The organism is Actinomyces bouchesdurhonensis (assembly GCF_900128465.1).
Taxonomy (GTDB): Bacteria; Actinomycetota; Actinomycetes; order Actinomycetales; family Actinomycetaceae; genus Pauljensenia; species Pauljensenia bouchesdurhonensis.
Map to the genome: position 1 here is coordinate 19,778 of NZ_LT635863.1, position 17,851 is coordinate 37,628.

Consider the following 17,851-nt stretch of genomic DNA (forward strand, 5'->3'; position numbering starts at 1 on the left):
AAGGGAGGCTTCTAATGCTGCAAAACCCCCACCATTACCCCTGGTGTCATGCTCCCTCACCGGTGCAGGACTNTTGCGGAGCAGCGTACGGCTCGGGCTCGGGCGTGACGATCGGCTCGGGTGCGGGTTGCGGAGCAGCGTACGGCTCGGGTGCGGGTTGCGGAGCAGCGTACGGCTCGGGTTCGGGCGTGACGGTCGGCTCCGGTTCGGGCTCGGGCGCGACGGTCGGTTCGTGCGGAGGGAGCGGAATAGCATCGGACACAACAACCGGCTCAGGCCCAGGAACATTGAGAGCTTCGGACCCGGGGAAGGGAATGGTTTCGCTGTCAGGGAACCCATGGGCTGCAGGCTCGGAAGCCGACACAATCTCGGTCCTGGAAACGACAATCTGTTCCTGCCTGGGTGCCGAGAAGGTCGCCTGAGGACTATCGAAGCTGTTCTCGCTGGACGCGTGAGGGAGGACATCGAAAGGACGCGAGGATGCGTGGGTACCCCCTGGGGGCGGGAAGGCAGCCCGGATTTGGTTCGCAGAGGGAGGACCCCACGGTGCATTGGGCTGAGGTGGTGTCACAGAACCCGAGCGACGAGTAGACCCAGCTGGCGCACCCAATGGACGCACCTGCATTCCCTGCGGGGGCTGCATCGGCATACCCTGCGGAGGACGCAAGGGCATCCCCTCCGGCGGGCGCATCTGCCCCGGTGCGACCGCATTCGGCGCTTGCGTGGTCCCCTGGACAGGGCGTTCAGGGAATACCGCCGGGCGGTGACCGCCACGAGAACGCTTCCGCCGGGGCTGCTTCATCGGCTGAAGCACAGCATCGGGTGTCGGTTGAGAAGACGCGGGGCGCGATCGCGGTACCCATACGAAGCCGGTTTCGCGAGGAGTTAGATGAGCGGTGGGAGCGTCCGTGCCGGGAGCAGAAAAACGTGATCCGTCAGCAGACGAACCTCCTTGATTCGTGGAAGCAGGAGGCGTGGGAAATGAGGGGGGTTCGATTCCGTTGCGCCGGGATTCTGGGGAAGGGGTATTGGGCTGCAAGGGGTCCTCGATTTCGATACGTCGGGAATCTTCGGTGGGGACGTGAGGCCGTGAGTGACATCCACTCTCGTTACTCATGGGGTCTTCAGAAAGTGAAGGAGGTGTGCAGTAAGGCTCATAGTCGGTACGCCACAGTAGAGGAGAGGGCCGTGCATGAACGAGTGACGCAGCTCCTTCCATACTGGGGGAAGACGAAGGATGCTCGGCATCTTTTGATGTCGCCTTGGCGTTAGGTCCGCCCCCTGGCTCAACCGAAGGCTCTGCTCGCGGCTCGGCGCTCAGCTCGGCCTGCGCCTCGTCCTTCGGCTTAGCCTTCTCCTCAGACTTCTTCGCCCGCACGGCGTAGACAGCGAAAACAGCGACCAACACGACGACAATCAAACTGACGATGAGTCCGATCAAAAGTCCGAGCGACGGACCAGCCGAGGCAGCCGTGTCGGGGTTCTGTGTCGAAGTATCACCGTTGGTACCCGGCAGGGGGGTGGCGCCCCACGGATTCTTCAATGCGTGGGACGAGCCTGCACTGGAGCGGTCACCGCCGGCGGCCAACGTCCCTCGGACTGTGATGACGTCAGGTACGGAACGATCCCACGTGACAACGGTGAACGACCTGTTTTCGTAAGCCATCGCAGAACTGGCAGCACCAGCAGTCGAAGACAACACGTCCCCCTCGACGCTGAGCGATACAGATGTCGTCGTGAGGGAATCCCCGAACGTCTTGCGGTACTCAGTCAGGGTGTGATCTGTGCGTGCTGTCAGAACATACTCGCCAGTGTCGTTGATAGTGAACTCGGATTCATCCTCCGCTCGCGTGTACATGAGCTGCATGTGGCAGATACTGACGCCGTTGCGCACGACAAACTCGACGCGGTGGTCGGTGGAGTTGCCCTCATAGGGGGTGCATACTGAGTCAGTCATGACCCCCGAGGTATCAGTGATGGTCAGCGTATCGACGAGCTGACCATCCTTAGTGAGGACGAAAGCCTCCGACAGCGTCAATGCGTCAGCGGCGTAGGACCCTAACGGCAGGGTCGCCACGCTGAGCAGTGCCCCGAGCACGACGCACAAGGCGCGAAAGAGACGCATCCATCCTCCTGATATGAGTCACTCGATTATCGTCCGTTCGCACATGCAAAGCAAAGAGGGGTCCCAAGTCTGGATTTGCCTGACCGTTCGTCAAACAAAACGCGTGAATATGTCAAAGAAAAATCCCCTTCACTGACAAGGTGAGATGCAGGTGTATCGCGTAGTATGACAACTGCCTACCTGTGGTCAAGTTTTCGACCTTGTTGGGAGGTGTACTCTGATATAACAGTGGAGGATTACCGTGAAGTGCCGCCCTGCAACCAGCGCAGATGTTGCTGAAATGACGCGGATTATCACCGAGGGGTTTCTCGATTATCCGTTCCATGTCATGCTCAAACCCTATCTCTACCGGTCGGAGCGTTACCCTCAATGCCTCTCAGTGCTCAATCAGATGTTTGTCAAAGCCTATATAGCGAGCAGAAATGCCCTTGTTGTCGAGGAGAATGGGCACGTCATCGCGGTAGCACTCATGCATGATCGAAAGGTCGGTTTCTGGCGTAATTTCTTCAGCGGTGGTCTGTGTCTCTTCCGCTATGCAAGTCCTCGACTCATCGCGGACCTCACTCAGGTTGCGGATCAAGGTGACCAGGTTGCCATCGATAACGGAGACTTTGACTGGTACCTCGAGATCCTGTCAGTCGATCGACGTATGCATGGTCGAGGCGTGGGGAGGTGGCTTGTCGCCAAAGTCCTGCCGGACTTTGTGGCAAAGCGTGGGGGCCGAGCCTATGGGTTCGTGACATCGACGGAAGCTAACGCGCGTTTCTATGCGAACGGCGGTTGCGAAATGCTCGATCTTGTTGAGGTTCGAATGAGGGAACAAACCTGTCCGATCTGGGCTTTCCAGCGCCGAGCCGAACTGCTCGACACCTGAGGGGATTTCGCCCCCAGTGCTCGCTAGCTGACGGTTGTCAGAACTCGCGTCGACGGTCGAATTATGGTGTGACATCGTGCACATAATGTGCGAGTGGTGGGGTCGAAGGCGCGATCCTCGTAGTTAGAAGCTGAGCGATTGATAGAGTCATGTGTAAGCCTGCCAAGCGTGCGACGCGTAGGTGCCAATACCTGAGATGCGTGTCGAGCATCCATTGACCTATAGACTCTGATTTGCCCCCATTTCTTAAGCATGGGATTAGGAATCCGAGGAGTGAGCGTTGCAGCATTATGAGCGCTTCACAGTTGGGGTGCACAGTGGTGCTGGCATGGGGTAGGGGCCTGCCAGATGACGTGCGCGTGGGCGAGCCCGCTAGTGTGCACAGGCCCAGGGGCTGGTGCAGGATCACGGGATGGTGGTGCTGTGTTTGTCACGGTGACTGCGGCGGGATCCTGAGAGTGTGTCTCACTAGCATCGTTCAAGGCCTGTGGCCTTTCGAAACAATTGGGTTAAGGGACAAAGCGTGTTGGTTGTGTGGTGACTTTTCGGCTTGTTGGTGCAGGAAAGTTGGTGTTGGAGGTGGTTGTTAAATTGTGAGTCTGTGCGTGGTCCCTTGATCTGTCACGGTGGGGCGTGGGCAGGTCGTTTGCGGCGACGGTATCCACCGTGCCAGGCCACCGGCGCGCCACCGGCTGCGCCAGTGGCTGCGCTACCGGCGGTGCTACGAGTGGTAGCGCATGACTCCCGCCCGGTGAGTTTTCCATGAATGTCGCATGCAATTCCCCCGACACTGTGTCGCGCCGCGCGTCCATATCGTTGGAATTGCAACGTTTGTAGATACTGTTGAAAGTTCACCCAATCGAATTGCATGCGAAACTGCTGTGAGCGCGCTAGCTGCCTGCGTTCCTCGCCGCGCGCGTGGACCCGTGCGTGACTTGCCTGCCGATGACTGCGCCACCAAATGGGGGGAATTGCACCATTAGGGGCGCGACACGCCGGCGACACGCCGAAGGGAGGCTTCTAATGCTGCAAAACCCCCACCATTACCCCTGGTGTCATGCTCCCTCACCGGTGCAGGACTGCCCGGCGGGCGCCGATAAACGCCTGTGGGAAGTCGCCGGCAATGACAAGGGGACGACAGGCGGCCAGCTCCCAGGCGACGCTTGTTGCCGATGGGGCGTTACACCCGATCGGGAAGATTCAACCCCAACTGATCACGTGCAATCCTCCCAATCAGATGCAATCCTCCCTAACGGGTGCAATCCTCCCGATGGGGCGCATCCCGTCTGAGGCGCTGCGACGCGAGTGTGCCAGCCCGACACCTCGCCGCCGACGCCGGGGGCCGAGCCGCGACCAACACGTTTTATCCTTTGACTCAAACATTCGCTCGCCTGCTCGCGTCATGTCTTGCTGTGCCGTCGGATGAGGGTCCTGGAAAGTGGTAGTGTGAGTCACAATGACGGATACCAGTCATGCTCAACGAGGAGTTTGAGATGCTCTCAACCGACACCGTTTCCCTCAGCCCAAACCCGCTTGTGCAGGCCCTCAGAAAGCCAGCGAAGGAGCTGACGAAGGCCGACATCATCGGATACATCGAAGACAACCACATCCCGATGCTGAACCTTCGCTACGTCGGGGGAGACGGTCGGCTCAAAACCCTGAACTTCGCGATCCAATCCAAAGCACACCTCGATCGGGTCCTCACGCTCGGCGAGCGCGTCGACGGGTCGTCTCTCTTCACCTTCGTTGAAGCCACCTCCTCCGACCTCTACGTCGTCCCTCGTCTATCGACCGCCTTCCTCAATCCCTTCTCATCAATCCCGACCCTGGAGTTCCTCTGCAATTTCTACGATGTGAGCGGCGCCCCCCTGGCCTCGGCGCCACAGGAAATCCTCCGCAAAGCCCAACGTTCCCTCCAGGCGGAAACAGGCTGCACACTCGAGGCACTCGGTGAACTGGAATACTACCTCTTCTCCCCGCAGGACCCCCTCTTCCGTGTCGAACCCCAGCGCGGCTACCACGAATCCGGGCCATTCTCGAAGTGGGAGAACGTGCGTACACAGGCCCTTTCACACCTGGTGAGCATGGGTTGCGCCGTCAAATACGCGCACTCCGAGGTCGGCAACTTCGTGTCAGATGGACGCCAGATGATTCAGCAGGAGATCGAATTCCTGCCCGTTGATGTGTGCGAGGCAGCCGATCAAATGGTTCTGGCCAAGTGGGTCCTGCGCGAGGTCGCGCACTCCTATGGCATCGAAGTGTCATTCTCCCCCAAGATCGCCGTCGGACAGGCCGGCTCCGGCATGCACTTCCACACGCGACTCGTCAAAGACGGCGTCAACCAGTTCTCCACCGGCGCAGGGCTCACTGAGGACGCGCTGAAGGTTATCGGCGGGTATCTCACGCACGCCGCATCGCTGACCGCCTTCGGTAACACCGTTCCCACCTCGTTCCTGCGACTCGTGCCCCACCAGGAGGCGCCGACGTCAATCTGCTGGGGTGACCGCAACCGCTCAGTCCTGGTACGCGTACCACTCGGGTGGCAAAACGTCGATGACTCGATGTTTCGCGACGCGAACCCGAACGAGCCACCCATCCGTGGCCTGCCCAACAACTCGCAGACGATCGAGCTGCGCAGCCCAGACGGATCGGCAGCCGTTCATCTCCTGCTCGCGGGCGTCACCGTTGCAGCAAGGCTCGGACTCACGCAGCCAGGCATGGCGGACTACGCGCGTTGCCGCAAGGTAGACGGTGATGCCTCGCAGACCCCCGGCCTCGACCGACTCCCCTCCTCCTGCTTCGAAGCCGCCGGGCGTCTCCTGGCCCAGCGCGAAGACTACGAGGCGTTGGGCGTCTTTCCCGCGGGCCTTATCGACTCGTGGGCATCGCGCCTGGTCGAGCTGGGTGACGTGCACTTGCGCGACGACCTGGCCGACTNCGAGCGCAGAACCCTCAGGTGCGGACCGGGCGCAGGCATAGGGGGAGGAGGCCGTCCGCGCATCCAGTGCTGCCTCACGCTGGGCGGCGCGCAGGAACGCGTCTCGCTCGAATTGCGCGTCGGCGCTTGCTTGACGCGACCGACCGACCCGACGCGCAATTGCGCCAATGAAAGCGAGGACAACGACGCCACCGGTTATTGCCACGATCAGTGCCAACGATGAGAGTAAGCCACCTCCGCGTGGTTTCTGGGGAGCGAAGGGGAGCGCCGCAGCCGGGGATGGCGAGGAGGCAACATCCACAGCGCTGGGATCGACCGTGCCTGTAGCGTTCACGTCCTCGTTCACATTGAGCCACGTCACTGTGCTTGCGTCGGTTTTCGTGGATGCGCCCGCGGATGTGATGGCCCCCCCGGCGGAGGCCTCGACGATCGTGGAGGCATGCGCGACCAGAGTCACCGAGTCGATGGTGGCAACAGCTTCAGGGGTGGAAAAGCCCTCCAGCAGGGACGCCGACACGGAATGGAAATGGAAGACACCGCCGTCGTCGATCGTAACGACCTCGACGCCGGCATCTTCCAGCTCCCACGTGAAATGACAGCCCGTGACACCGTCCACATCCGTCAGTGTCGCGGAGGAGGCCTGTGCGCCCGCTCCCATTGACTGGCACTGCTGCGCAACGAGGGGCACAGCGGTCGATAGTGTTACCTCGTGGGTCGCGAACTCGCCGGGCGTGATGTCATACACCTCCACCAGGTGAATCGGCGTCGGCTGGTCTGCGACAGCTGGCGTAGCCCCAAAGCTCAGTGTCAGTGCCCCAGCCGCACTTAACAATCCGCGGAACCTCACTGGTTCTCGTCCTCGGCTCGCAGGCGCGGAACCGACGTATTCGCTGGTTTGACTCCTACCTTGCCCGCGTAAAACGCGCGGATCACGTCCATGTCGGCTCGCACGTCTCCCGTCAGGCGATACGTCGGCCCCCACCCGAAGGTGTGTGTGGTGCGGTCGATGAAACCGAACTGAATCGGTACGTCCGCCTCCATGGCGATGCGGTAGAAGCCCGATTTCCAGAACTCGCGCGGTGAACGGGTGCCCTTCGGTGTGATGCACAATGTGAACGTGTCGGCTTCACGAATGCGGGTCGCCACCTGCTCCACCAGACCGTGAGCTGCGCTACGCTCCACGGGGACCGCGCCGATCTTTTTTACGAACCAGCCGAGAACCGGGGCTTTGACGACCGAGTCCTTGACCAGGAACGAAAAGCTGCGACCGCTCTTCCACATGGATACGGCCATGAATACGCCGTCCCAGTTCGACGTGTGCGGGGCGCCGATGACGATGACCTTCTCGGGCAACGGCTCGGTCGTGAGCTTCCAGCGCGACATTGTCAAGTAGGCGGAAGCGAGAACGCGGGTGAGAGCCATGGTGGCCTTTCTGTTGTAGCTGCGCTCAATCCTACCTGCGCTGCTTCAGTCGAGCGCCTCCACGGCAAGGCTCTGTGTCATGATGTGAGGATGGCCTGGCCACAGTGTGAGCGCCCGTTCGCGCACGGCGGCGGTTTCGACGCACACGAAATACTGCCACTCGTCCGTGCCGACATCGCTCATGGTGGCGGCTGCCTGTGCCCAAGGGTTCCACACGATCGTGGAGCCGGAGCCGTTCTTATCGACGATGATGCGTCGGTCCAGCTTAGGGTCGGTGACGCGGACCTGCTGTGTTGTCGTATAGACGCGGTCCGTTGGCCCCACGAGGTTTAAGTCTCCGCGCTGGGTGGCGTAGCGAGCGCGGACTTTGTCGAAGTAGCGGGCGCCATCTAGGCCCTCAATGGTCACGTCCTTGATGTCGCCGACATGAAGGTAGGTGTGCATCGCTGCCTCGATTGCGAAGGGGTGATCATCGTCGTTCGTCAGGCTCAGGCTCATGTGCAGCTCGGAACCGGCGCTCACGTCCAGGCGTGCGCACAAGGAGTGGGGGTAGAGCGCTGACGTTTCACCCGTGTGGTGTAGTTCAAAAGAGAACGAGGCTGGGGTAGTGTCTGCGGGATGGGTGGCGGATAGGAGGGTCCACGTCGAGGTGCGGGCGAAGCCGTGGGGGCCTGCCCCCGCTCCCGGTCGCGCCGGAGAATCTTCTGGTCCGCCAAACCAGGGTAGGCACAGTGGGACTCCGCCACGAATTGCCCGCGTGCCGTCCATGACGGCGCGGGAGGACAGCCACAGGACATCGGTGTCCCCGGTGGGACGCCACGACAGAAGGTGTGCGCCGAAGGGTGAGATGCGTGTCGAACAGGATGGGATGGATGCGGAGAGTGTGGCGATGTCTGTCATGGTTATCAGTTGAGTGTATGGGTGGTTTCTCGGCAAATAGACCGAATGGTTCGTGTGAGTGGATAGATGACGTGGTGGATGTCGCAGGGTGGCGTGCGCGTTGGCTCTCCGTATGCCGATATTCTGGAGAGGTATGTGCGTGGAATCGGTCAGTTGATCGATTTTGAATGGGGCTTCTGTGCTCCATTACACGCAATAATAGGTGTCCACATTTGAGGAGTCCAGATATGTCCACGCGTCCCGACCTGCGAAACGTCGCGATCGTCGCACACGTCGATCACGGGAAGACCACGCTGGTTGACGCAATGCTCTGGCAGTCAGGAGCGTTCTCTGAACGCGACACGGTTGAAAAGACCGGTGAACGTGTCATGGACTCCGGAGATCTCGAGCGAGAAAAGGGAATCACGATTCTCGCTAAGAACACCGCCGTCCACTATCGCGGCCCCGCCGCGCAGGCCCTCGGCCTGGCTGGAGGCGTCACCATCAACGTGATCGACACCCCCGGACACGCTGACTTTGGCGGGGAGGTCGAGCGCGGCCTGTCCATGGTCGATGGCGTGGTCCTCATGGTCGACGCCTCCGAAGGTCCGCTGCCGCAGACCCGCTTCGTGCTGCGTAAGGCCCTCCAGGCACACCTGCCCGTCATCGTTGTCGTCAACAAGGTTGATCGTCCCGACTCTCGTATCGACGAGGTTGTCTCTGAGACGACCGACCTGCTGCTCTCGCTCGGCGAGGACCTCATGAACGAAGGCGTCGACATTGATGTGGACTCCCTCATGGACGTCCCCGTCATCTACGCCTCCGCTAAGGCCGGCAAGTGCTCCCTGGAAAACCCGGGCGACGGCCAGCTGCCCACCGAGAACCTCGAACCGCTCTTTGAGACGATCCTGAGTCGTATCCCCGGCCCCAGCTACGACGAGGACATGCCGCTGCAAGCGCATGTCACCAACCTGGATGCTTCGCCCTTCCTGGGGCGGCTCGCGCTGCTGCGCATCCACAACGGCACCCTGAAGAAGGGCGCCGATGTGGGCCTGGCCCGCCACGACGGAACCATCCAGCGCGTCCACATCTCCGAGCTGCTGGCCACCGAAGGCCTCGAGCGCGTGTCCACCGACTCTGCGGGTCCCGGCGACATCGTCGCCGTCGCCGGCATCGAGGACATCATGATCGGAGAGTCACTCGTCGATCTCGAGGATCCGCGCCCCCTCCCGCTTATCACGGTCGATGACCCGGCCATCTCGATGACGATTGGCATCAACACCTCGCCGATGGCCGGTCGCGTCAAGGGCGCCAAAGTCACGGCCCGCCAGGTCAAGGACCGTCTCGACCGCGAACTCATCGGCAACGTTTCCCTGAAAGTCCTGCCCACCGAGCGCCCCGACGCTTGGGAGGTCCAGGGTCGAGGCGAACTCGCCCTGGCGATCCTGGTAGAGCAGATGCGCCGCGAGGGCTTCGAACTCACCGTCGGCAAGCCCCAGGTCGTCACGAAGGAAATCGACGGGGTCCTCAGCGAACCCATGGAACGCATGACGATCGACATCCCCGAAGAATACCTGGGTGCCGTCACGCAGCTCATGGCTGCCCGCAAGGGCCGCATGGAGACCATGGCAAACCACGGCTCCGGTTGGATTCGCCTCGAGTTCGTCGTCCCCGCCCGCGGCCTCATCGGCTTCCGCACGCGCTTCCTGACCGAAACGCGCGGCACCGGTATCGCCTCGTCCATCGCTGACGGCTACGCGCCCTGGCAGGGCACCATCGAGCAGCGCCTCACCGGCTCCCTGGTCGCCGACCGCGCCGGCCAGGCCACGCCCTACGCCATGACGAATCTGCAGGAGCGAGGCTCCTTCATCGTCGAACCCTCCTCCGAGGTCTACGAAGGCCAGGTCGTGGGCGAAAACCCGCGCGGCGAGGACATGGACGTGAACATCTGCCGTGAGAAGAAGCAGACGAACACGCGCAGCGCCACCGCCGACGTGTACGAATCCTTGACCCCCTCGCGCAAGCTCACCCTCGAAGAATCCCTTGAGTTCGCGGCCAACGACGAGTGCGTCGAGGTCACCCCCGAGGCCGTGCGCGTGCGCAAGGTCGTCCTGGACGCCCAGGAGCGCTTCAAGATCGCCGCCCGCGAGCGTCGCGCCAATAATCGCTGACCCTCGACCCCCGCCGCCCGCTACAGGGCCGGCGGGGGAGGCACACGCTTACCCGTCACCATCGTGGCGGCATCCACCCGAACTGGCCCCCGCCTCGTCGCAACCGTGACGTGCGTGGGGGCCACCTCCAGAGCCTCGCCCAGGGCGTCGTGCAGGCCGTCTGACAGGCGGTAACGGATGACGATTCTCTGACCGACCTCGAAGCGCATCCATGGCAGATCTGGAATTGTGCGAGGCGCGCGTGCGGAAATTTGCTCTCGCGCGCCGCCACCTGCGCTCTGATCGTTTGGCGCCATAGCGCCATTTTCCGGGGAATTGAAAACGGAGGGTGACTCGGGGCTACTCATACGTGAATAATAGAATCAACGAGTCTTTAGAACTGACCAGGAGGAACGCCTCATGACCTACGTCATCGCGCAGCCCTGCGTGGACGTCAAGGATCGCGCGTGCGTGGACGAATGCCCCGTCGATTGCATTTACGAGGGGGAGCGCACGCTCTACATTCACCCCGAGGAGTGCGTGGACTGCGGCGCGTGCGAACCCGTGTGCCCCACCGAGGCCATCTTTTACGAAGACGACCTGCCCGATGAGTGGTCGGACTACCTGCGCGCCAACGCCGATTTCTTCAACGAACTGGGCAGCCCCGGCGGCGCCCAGAAGACGGGCGTCCAGGACTACGACGATTCGATGATCGCAGCGCTGCCGCCTCAGAATGAGGAATGGAAAGCCGAAAACATGTGACAGTCGATAGGGTAGAGGTATGACTGAAAGCCTGCCCCGCCCTCTTGACCTGCCAGAATTCCCCTGGGATCAGCTTGCGCCCGCCAAAGCGCGTGCAGCAGCGCATCCCGGGGGAATCTGTGATCTGAGCGTCGGAACCCCCGTCGATGACACCCCCGACTTCATCCGTGAAGCCCTCTCCGAGGCCTCCAACGCGCACGGCTACCCGACGGTTATCGGCACAACCGAGGTGCGTGAGGCAATCTTGGCCTGGGGCGCGCGCCGCGGCATGGTGGACGTCGGCCCAGGTGGCGTGATCCCCACGATCGGCTCCAAGGAAGCTGTCGCGTGGATCCCCTTCCTGCTCGGCGTGCGACCGGGCGAGAAGGTCCTGGTCCCCGAGGTCGCCTACCCGACCTACGACATTGGCGCTCGCCTGGCCGGAGCCACTCCCATCCCCGTCGATCCGACAAACCCCGATTCCTGGCCCGAGGCCGCCCTGGTCTACTTGAACTCGCCCGGCAACCCTGACGGCCACGTCATGAGCAAGGACCAGCTGCGCGCTGCCGTCGCGTGGGCGCGCTCCCACGGCGCCGTCATCGTCTCCGACGAGTGCTACGCAGCCCTGCCCTGGGCCGAACCATACGTGAGCGAGGGGGTCCCCTCCCTGCTCGATGCGCAGGTGTGCGACGGCGACGCGAGCGGTCTCATTGTCTTGTACTCCCTGTCCAAACAGTCCAACCTCGCCGGCTACCGCGCTGCCCTCCTCTACGGAGACCCCGCCCTGGTCGCGCCCATCGTGACCGTGCGCAAGCACTCCGGCCTCATGGTCCCCGCACCCGTCCAACACGCGATGAGCGTCGCCCTGGCTGACACGGAGCATGTGAAGACCCAGCGCGCCCTCTACGGTGCGCGTCGCGCACTTCTCCTGGACGCACTGACCGACGCGGGCCTCAACGTCGACCCCAACAGCGCCGCCGGCCTCTACCTGTGGGTCGCCGACCCCGCTCACCCCACCGACTCCTGGGCCCTCGTGGACCGTCTGGCCCAGCTCGGTATCCTCGTCGCCCCCGGAGACTTCTACGGCACAGCCGCCCGTGGGCGTGTCCGCGTGGCCCTGACGGCCTCCGACGAACGTATAGCAGCAGCAGCCGAGCGCATCCGCGAGGCCTGGGCGCACTGACCCCGCACCGACACAACGAGGCCGGGACCACATGGCGCGCCCCGGCCTCGTTCCCTGTGCGGACGTCAGTTCGACGCGTGCAGAGCGTCGTTGAGTTCGATGCCCACCACGCCCGCGCGGGCGATCGCCTCGATGCGGCCCGTCTGGGAGTTGCGGCGGAAGAGGATATTCGACGCCCCCGACAGCTCGCGCGCCGCGATCGTACGCGGTTCGGCCTCGCCGGCAGAATCGATGAGCGTCACCTTCGCGCCGGCGGTCACGTACAGGCCCGCCTCGACGACACAGTCGTCGCCCAGCGCGATGCCCAAGCCCGAGTTCGCGCCCAGGAGGCAGCGTTCGCCCAGGCGCACGCGCTGCTTGCCGCCGCCCGACAGGGTGCCCATGGTGGAAGCGCCGCCGCCCACGTCCGAGCCGTCGCCGATGACGACGCCCTGCGAGACGCGGCCCTCGACCATCGAGCGGCCCAGCGTGCCCGCGTTGAAGTTCACGAAGCCCGCATGCATGACGGTCGTTCCCTCGGACAGGTAGGCGCCCAGGCGCACGCGCGTGCCGTCGGCAATGCGTACACCCTGTGGCAACACGTAGTTGACCATCGGGGGGAACTTGTCGACGCCTTGCACGGTCACGGGGCGACCGTCGCGGGCGCGCAAGCGCAGGCGCGTAGCCTCGAAATCGGCGACGGCACACGGTCCGGCGTCCGTCCACACGACGTTGGGCAGCACCGCGAAAATGCCGTCCAGGTTGATCGTGTTGGGCACCACCAGGCGGTGGGAAAGCAAGTGCAGGCGCAGGTAGGCGTCTTCGGTCGAGGCGGGGGCCTCCGTCAGGTCAACCGTCGTGGTTACGACGACCGTGCGCACGCGGCGCGCTTCGTCCACGCGCTCCAGGAGCGCCAGCGAGGTCACGAGCTCGTCGTCAGTTCCCGCATCGCCCAGATGCGGGGCAGGGTACCACGTGTCGAGAGTCGTTCCGTCCAGGGTGATCGTTGCGAGGCCGATGCCCCATGCAGTGCTGTTGTCCATGCCCCTACAGTACGGGGCGTGCGCGCGTCGTTTCGGGGTGAAACTCAGCGGCGCGGTGTATCCCACAGGTTGGGCCAAAACACTCCGAGTTCGCATGCCATCGAGCGCAGCAGAGGCAGAGAGATGCCGACGACCGAGTGATAGTCACCCGTCACCCCGTCAATGAATGGGCCGCCCAGGCCGTCCACTGTAAAAGAACCCGCCACGTGCAGCGGTTCGCCCGTCGCCACGTAAGCGTCAATCTCATCATCTGAGATGTCTCCGAAGTGAACCAGGGTTGAGGCAGAGCGCGTGATCTGTGCGGTGACCTCTCGCTGCGGGCACTGCGTTGACGAGGCCGGGGCCAGAAGGGCGAGCGAGTGGCCCGTCCACAGGGTGGCGGTCGTGCGGCGCATGGCCCTGATGCGCTCGCGGGCCACCTCGGGCGTGTGGGGCTTGCCGAGCATGTGGCCGTTGATTTCGAGCATCGAGTCGGCGCCAACAACGAGGAGGGTATTTTCTGTGGGGAGTTCTGTATCGCCGCGAATGAGTGCCTCGCAGACGTTCGTGCACTTGGCGGCGGCGAGTGCGCTGACCTCGTCTGCGGGTGTTGTTCTCCCCCCTGTAAAGGCGCGTCCGCCGGGCAGCGCTGAGAGGACGGCGTCCTCGTCGACGGCGGACACGATGACGATCGGCGTGATGCCCGCCGCGATCAGGGTGGCTCGGCGGGCTGGTGACGCGGAGGCGAGAACGAGACGCATGGGATCATTGTGAACCATGGTCGCGCCTAGGTGCAGCGAAGCTGAAATTTGGTGCAAAAAATCGGATTGTCGCAGGTAAACGTGCAAATCGCTGGTGCAAAAGACAGTAGCCTACTACAATTGCCAGTGTGTGAGGTCATATTTTGATGTGACCTTAGAAAGTGATCTACTGTACTGTTTATTCGCTGATGTGGTGTTGAGTCAGCCTGACGAGGAGGGAAACGCGATGGATGAGCGTGGTGCATCGTCCCATGCAGCTCCCGATGACCTCACTGCAACCAGCTACGTTCCTCGGCTGCTCGGTGGTCATCTCACATACTCTGCCCGTGACCTCTCAGAGGCGACGGGCACTCCGATCGACCGTGTCGTGCAGTTCTGGATCGCCCTGGGCTTCCAGGCGCCCGATCCTGATGAACCGGTATTCTCCCAGCGTGACCTTGACGTGTTTGGCAAGTGGCATGACCTGGTCGAATCCGGCGCCATCGACACGGACACCTCTCGCTCGCTCCTGCGCGCGAACTCACACCTGGCTGACCGGCTGGCGCTATGGCAGTACGAGGCCCTGGTCGAGGATTCCTCGCGGCGCCTCATGCTGGACGATACGACGGCTCGGATGTACGTCCTCGATCATATGCGCGAGTACATTGATGTCTTCCAGGAGATGTTCGTCTACTCCTGGCGTCGCCAGCTCGAGGCGACGCTGTCACGCTTCGATCGTGAGGTCTCTCAGCGCGGACACGAGGAACGCCACAGCCGTTTCCCACTCAACCGGTGCCTCGGCTTCGTGGACATGGTGTCTTACACGTCGTCCTCCACGATTCTTGGAGACGCCCTCGTCGGGCTCATTGAGCGCTTCGAGGAACAGAGTCGTACCGCCGTCATCGAAGAGGGTGGCCGCGTCGTCAAAATGATCGGCGACGCCGTCCTGTACATTGCGGATGATTTACCCACGGGCCTTCGGGTGGCAACCGCGCTCATTGAGCGACTCAACGCCGACGATGAAATGTTGCCGGTGCGTGCGTCTTTCGTGCGCGGAGACGTGTTCTCTCGCTCCGGTGACGTGTTTGGGCCGACCGTCAATCTTGCGTCTCGCCTCGTGGACATTGCTCCGGTTGGGAAGATCCTCACTGACCCTTCTACCGCCGCCGCAATTGCAGCGGGCAAGGGCGGCGAGGGCTACGGACTCGAAGAGTTCCCCACCGCGGACTTGCGCGGTTTTGGTCCGGTATCACCCTACTTGCTGTCGACCGCTGTCGCCTAAGAGGCCGCTTTTATGCCCGTCGGGTGGCCTGTGACCGCCTGCCGCGATGGGTCAAGAAAGGTGAAAGTTTTGGTTCGGAATTGCTAAGATGAGCGTGTGACTACAGTTCTCCTCGTTGAAGACGATCCTGCCATCTCTGAGCCCCTCGCTCGAGCCCTGGGCAGGGAAGGATACGACGTGCGTGCGCACGGAACGGGCGGCGAGGCCCTTGCTGACATGCGCGGCGTCGATCTGGTCGTTCTGGATCTCGGCCTGCCCGACATGGATGGCCTGGATGTTGCTCGCGAGATCCGCGCGTCTGGAAACCACGTCCCGATCCTGATCCTCACCGCACGCACAGACGAAGTCGATATGGTCGTCGGCCTCGACGCGGGCGCGGACGACTACGTGACGAAGCCCTTCCGCCTTGCTGAGTTGCTCGCCCGCGTGCGGGCCCTCCTGCGCCGCCAGGTCGCCGAACCCTCCGAAGGCGAGCTACGCGCCCAGGACATCCGCATGGATGTCGCCGCCCATCGTGCCTTCGTTGGTGACGTGGAGTTGAGTCTGACGGCCAAGGAATTTGACCTGCTGCGCGTCCTGCTGCGCGAGGCCGGTTCCGTCGTTGCGCGAGACACGCTCATGCGTGAGGTTTGGGGATCCGATCCGACCGGTTCGACCAAGACCCTCGACATGCACGTGTCCTGGCTGCGTCGCAAGCTCGGCGATGACGCCACCGATCCGCACTACATTACAACCGTGCGTGGTATGGGCTTCCGTTTCGAGAACGCGCGCTGAACCAGCGCTAAAGGGGTGCCGCCATGCGCGAACGCGCGGTGAGGATGATCGTCTCCGTCGTCGCCGTCGTCTGCCTCCTCATGGGCCTACCCGGCGCCTTTTTCGCCTCAGTGTCCATCTGGTCCTCTGAGCAGCGTGACCTGGAGGTAACTGCCCAGCGCATCGTCCAGAGCATCGACAGGCGCAGAGCGGCAGGGGAGAGCACCGACCCCGATGCGCTGTCTTTGCTGGTCTCGGATCAAGCCGACGATCGCGGCGGCGAGCTAGACTACCGGATCTTGATTCCCGGCGAGAACCTCGTGACCCACGAGGCCGAGATTCCTGGACGAACGCTCTCAGCCTTTGCGGAGTCACCCAGCGGCGTCAGCGTCCAACTGACCTTCTCCGCGTCGCGTGCGACCGCCCGCATCGTGTGGGCGTGCGGCATGTTCGGCATCGGAATGATCACCTCCATGCTCATCGGCCTGCTCATGGCCCGCTCGCTGTCCCGATCTCTGTCAGCGCCCCTCATCTATTTGGCTGCGCAGGCCGAGCAGATCGGTTCGGGGGGCGTGCGCGCCCGCGTTGAAAAGTCTGGTATCGAAGAGATCGACCTGGTCTCCGAAGAACTCGCGCGCACTGGGGAACGCATGGCCGGACGTCTCGCCGCGGAGCGGCAGGCCGCTGCAGATGCCTCCCACCAGCTGCGGACCCCTCTCACGGCGCTGTCGATGCGCCTCGAAGAAATCGAGTACATCTCCACGGAGGAGGAAGTGCGCGCCGAGGCCCGCACCTGCCTCGAACAAGTCGAACGCATGACCAACGTCGTCTCAGAACTTCTCGACGTCTCCAAGCGCGAAAGCGGGGGAGGAACTGAGGCAATCCATATCCTCGAGGTTTTCAACACCGCTCGCGAGGAGTGGGAGGACCAATTCGCGGCAGCCGGTCGCACGCTGGTTTTCCTTGACGAGGCCGAGCGTCCCATCCTGGCCGACGCCGGCAAACTCGGCCAAGTGCTGGCCACCCTCATCGAAAACTCGCTGCGCTACGGTGGCGGCACCACGCGCGTGTGGGCTCACGCGGGCTCCTCCAAGCGCGGTGTCATCATTGAAGTCAGCGACGAGGGAGAAGGCATCGACGAGGAGCTTGCCCCAGACATTTTTGAAAAAGGGGTATCCGGTCACGGCTCGACGGGTATCGGATTGGCTCTCGCCCACGATCTAGCCCAGGCGATGGGCGGACGCCTCGAACTCAAATCCGCTATTCCACCGGTCTTTACCGTGTCCGTGGCGGCGATCCCAGCTTCCCTGGACCCCGACCGCGTCATGCCCGAAGGCCCTCTCATTTCCATGGGACGCCGCTCGCGTCGCTTCTAGGAGCACGGTAGATTGGGACGCGTGGAACGCGATATGTTGACTCCTCCCACCGTTGCCGTTATCGGCGGCGGACAGCTGGCACGCATGATGCAGGAGAGCGCCATCGCGCTCGGCATTAATCTTCGTGCCCTCGTCGAGGCCGACGACGGTTCGACCGGTCTGGTGACCGTCGACAAGGCCGCCGGGAGTCCCTCAGACCTTGACGCCATCCGCGCGCTCATTGACGGCGCGGATGTCCTCACTTTCGAACATGAGCATATTCCCGCCCAGACAATGGAGGAAGCGGCGCGCGTCGTNCGCCATGCGCGACTTCCAGAAGGACCTGCGCGACGTGGCCACCGCCAAGGGTGCCGCGCTTGCGCAGCGCGTCTCACGCCCGCTCTGAGC

At 62.9% G+C, this 17,851-nt stretch carries 13 protein-coding genes and 2 pseudogenes; 10 read left to right on the top strand and 5 right to left on the bottom strand.

What is annotated here, in order from left to right:
- Positions 1–2,366 precede the first annotated feature (2,366 nt).
- The 3 genes and pseudogenes from BQ7477_RS01160 (at position 2,367) to BQ7477_RS11810 (ending at position 6,598) form a co-directional block, all read left to right on the top strand.
- A complete protein-coding gene (locus BQ7477_RS01160) occupies positions 2,367–2,999 on the top strand; it encodes a GNAT family N-acetyltransferase (RefSeq protein WP_234968609.1) in 633 nt (210 codons plus the stop codon).
- A 1,493-nt stretch (positions 3,000–4,492) separates the two neighbouring features.
- A pseudogene (locus BQ7477_RS01165) lies at positions 4,493–5,935 on the top strand (glutamine synthetase family protein); the annotation flags it as partial.
- A 441-nt stretch (positions 5,936–6,376) separates the two neighbouring features.
- Positions 6,377–6,598 carry a hypothetical protein gene (locus BQ7477_RS11810; protein ID WP_159430569.1) on the top strand — a complete coding sequence of 74 codons (222 nt, stop codon included), beginning with the start codon at positions 6,377–6,379 and terminating at the stop codon, positions 6,596–6,598.
- Positions 6,599–6,780: 182 nt separating this feature from the next.
- On the opposite strand, the gene BQ7477_RS01170 is transcribed toward BQ7477_RS11810, so the two are convergent.
- Together BQ7477_RS01170 and BQ7477_RS01175 are read right to left on the bottom strand one after the other, a co-directional pair.
- The gene (locus tag BQ7477_RS01170) at positions 6,781–7,359 is read right to left on the bottom strand and encodes a 1-acyl-sn-glycerol-3-phosphate acyltransferase (protein ID WP_073982506.1); all 579 of its coding nucleotides are present in this window, start codon (positions 7,357–7,359) and stop codon (positions 6,781–6,783) included.
- A gap of 45 nt (positions 7,360–7,404) precedes the next feature.
- Entirely contained in the window at positions 7,405–8,259 is an 855-nt protein-coding gene (locus BQ7477_RS01175; protein WP_073982507.1) for a D-hexose-6-phosphate mutarotase, read from the bottom strand.
- Between the two features lie 227 nt (positions 8,260–8,486).
- On the opposite strand from BQ7477_RS01175, the gene typA reads away from it, so the two are divergent.
- Entirely contained in the window at positions 8,487–10,409 is a 1,923-nt protein-coding gene (gene typA, locus BQ7477_RS01180; RefSeq protein WP_073982508.1) for a translational GTPase TypA, read from the top strand.
- Positions 10,410–10,429: 20 nt separating this feature from the next.
- On the opposite strand, the gene BQ7477_RS01185 is transcribed toward typA, so the two are convergent.
- On the bottom strand, positions 10,430–10,705 hold the full coding sequence (locus BQ7477_RS01185) for a putative acetyltransferase (RefSeq protein ID WP_234968610.1): 276 nt from the start codon (positions 10,703–10,705) through the stop codon (positions 10,430–10,432).
- 103 nt (positions 10,706–10,808) lie between these two features.
- Here BQ7477_RS01185 and fdxA point away from each other — a divergent pair, with 103 nt between their 5' ends.
- Together fdxA and dapC are read left to right on the top strand one after the other, a co-directional pair.
- Positions 10,809–11,150 (top strand): ferredoxin, encoded by a 342-nt coding sequence (fdxA, locus tag BQ7477_RS01190; RefSeq protein ID WP_073982510.1) that lies wholly within the window; start codon positions 10,809–10,811, stop codon positions 11,148–11,150.
- Between the two features lie 19 nt (positions 11,151–11,169).
- Positions 11,170–12,312 carry a succinyldiaminopimelate transaminase gene (gene dapC, locus BQ7477_RS01195; protein WP_073982511.1) on the top strand — a complete coding sequence of 381 codons (1,143 nt, stop codon included), beginning with the start codon at positions 11,170–11,172 and terminating at the stop codon, positions 12,310–12,312.
- Between the two features lie 65 nt (positions 12,313–12,377).
- Here dapC and dapD read toward each other — a convergent pair whose 3' ends face one another.
- Both dapD and BQ7477_RS01205 read right to left on the bottom strand, forming a co-directional pair.
- Positions 12,378–13,334, bottom strand: a complete 957-nt coding sequence (gene dapD, locus BQ7477_RS01200; RefSeq protein ID WP_073982512.1) for a 2,3,4,5-tetrahydropyridine-2,6-dicarboxylate N-succinyltransferase — start codon at positions 13,332–13,334, stop codon at positions 12,378–12,380.
- Positions 13,335–13,378: 44 nt separating this feature from the next.
- Positions 13,379–14,074, bottom strand: a complete 696-nt coding sequence (locus BQ7477_RS01205; protein WP_073982513.1) for a Maf family protein — start codon at positions 14,072–14,074, stop codon at positions 13,379–13,381.
- A gap of 226 nt (positions 14,075–14,300) precedes the next feature.
- Here BQ7477_RS01205 and BQ7477_RS01210 point away from each other — a divergent pair, with 226 nt between their 5' ends.
- The 4 genes and pseudogenes from BQ7477_RS01210 to BQ7477_RS11235 form a co-directional block, all read left to right on the top strand.
- A complete protein-coding gene (locus BQ7477_RS01210) occupies positions 14,301–15,335 on the top strand; it encodes an adenylate/guanylate cyclase domain-containing protein (RefSeq protein WP_073982514.1) in 1,035 nt (344 codons plus the stop codon).
- A gap of 96 nt (positions 15,336–15,431) precedes the next feature.
- Positions 15,432–16,109 carry a response regulator transcription factor gene (locus tag BQ7477_RS01215; protein ID WP_073982515.1) on the top strand — a complete coding sequence of 226 codons (678 nt, stop codon included), beginning with the start codon at positions 15,432–15,434 and terminating at the stop codon, positions 16,107–16,109.
- A 23-nt stretch (positions 16,110–16,132) separates the two neighbouring features.
- Entirely contained in the window at positions 16,133–17,464 is a 1,332-nt protein-coding gene (locus tag BQ7477_RS01220; protein WP_073982516.1) for an ATP-binding protein, read from the top strand.
- 33 nt (positions 17,465–17,497) lie between these two features.
- A pseudogene (locus BQ7477_RS11235) lies at positions 17,498–17,758 on the top strand (5-(carboxyamino)imidazole ribonucleotide synthase); the annotation flags it as partial.
- Between the last annotated feature and the right edge of the window lie 93 nt (positions 17,759–17,851).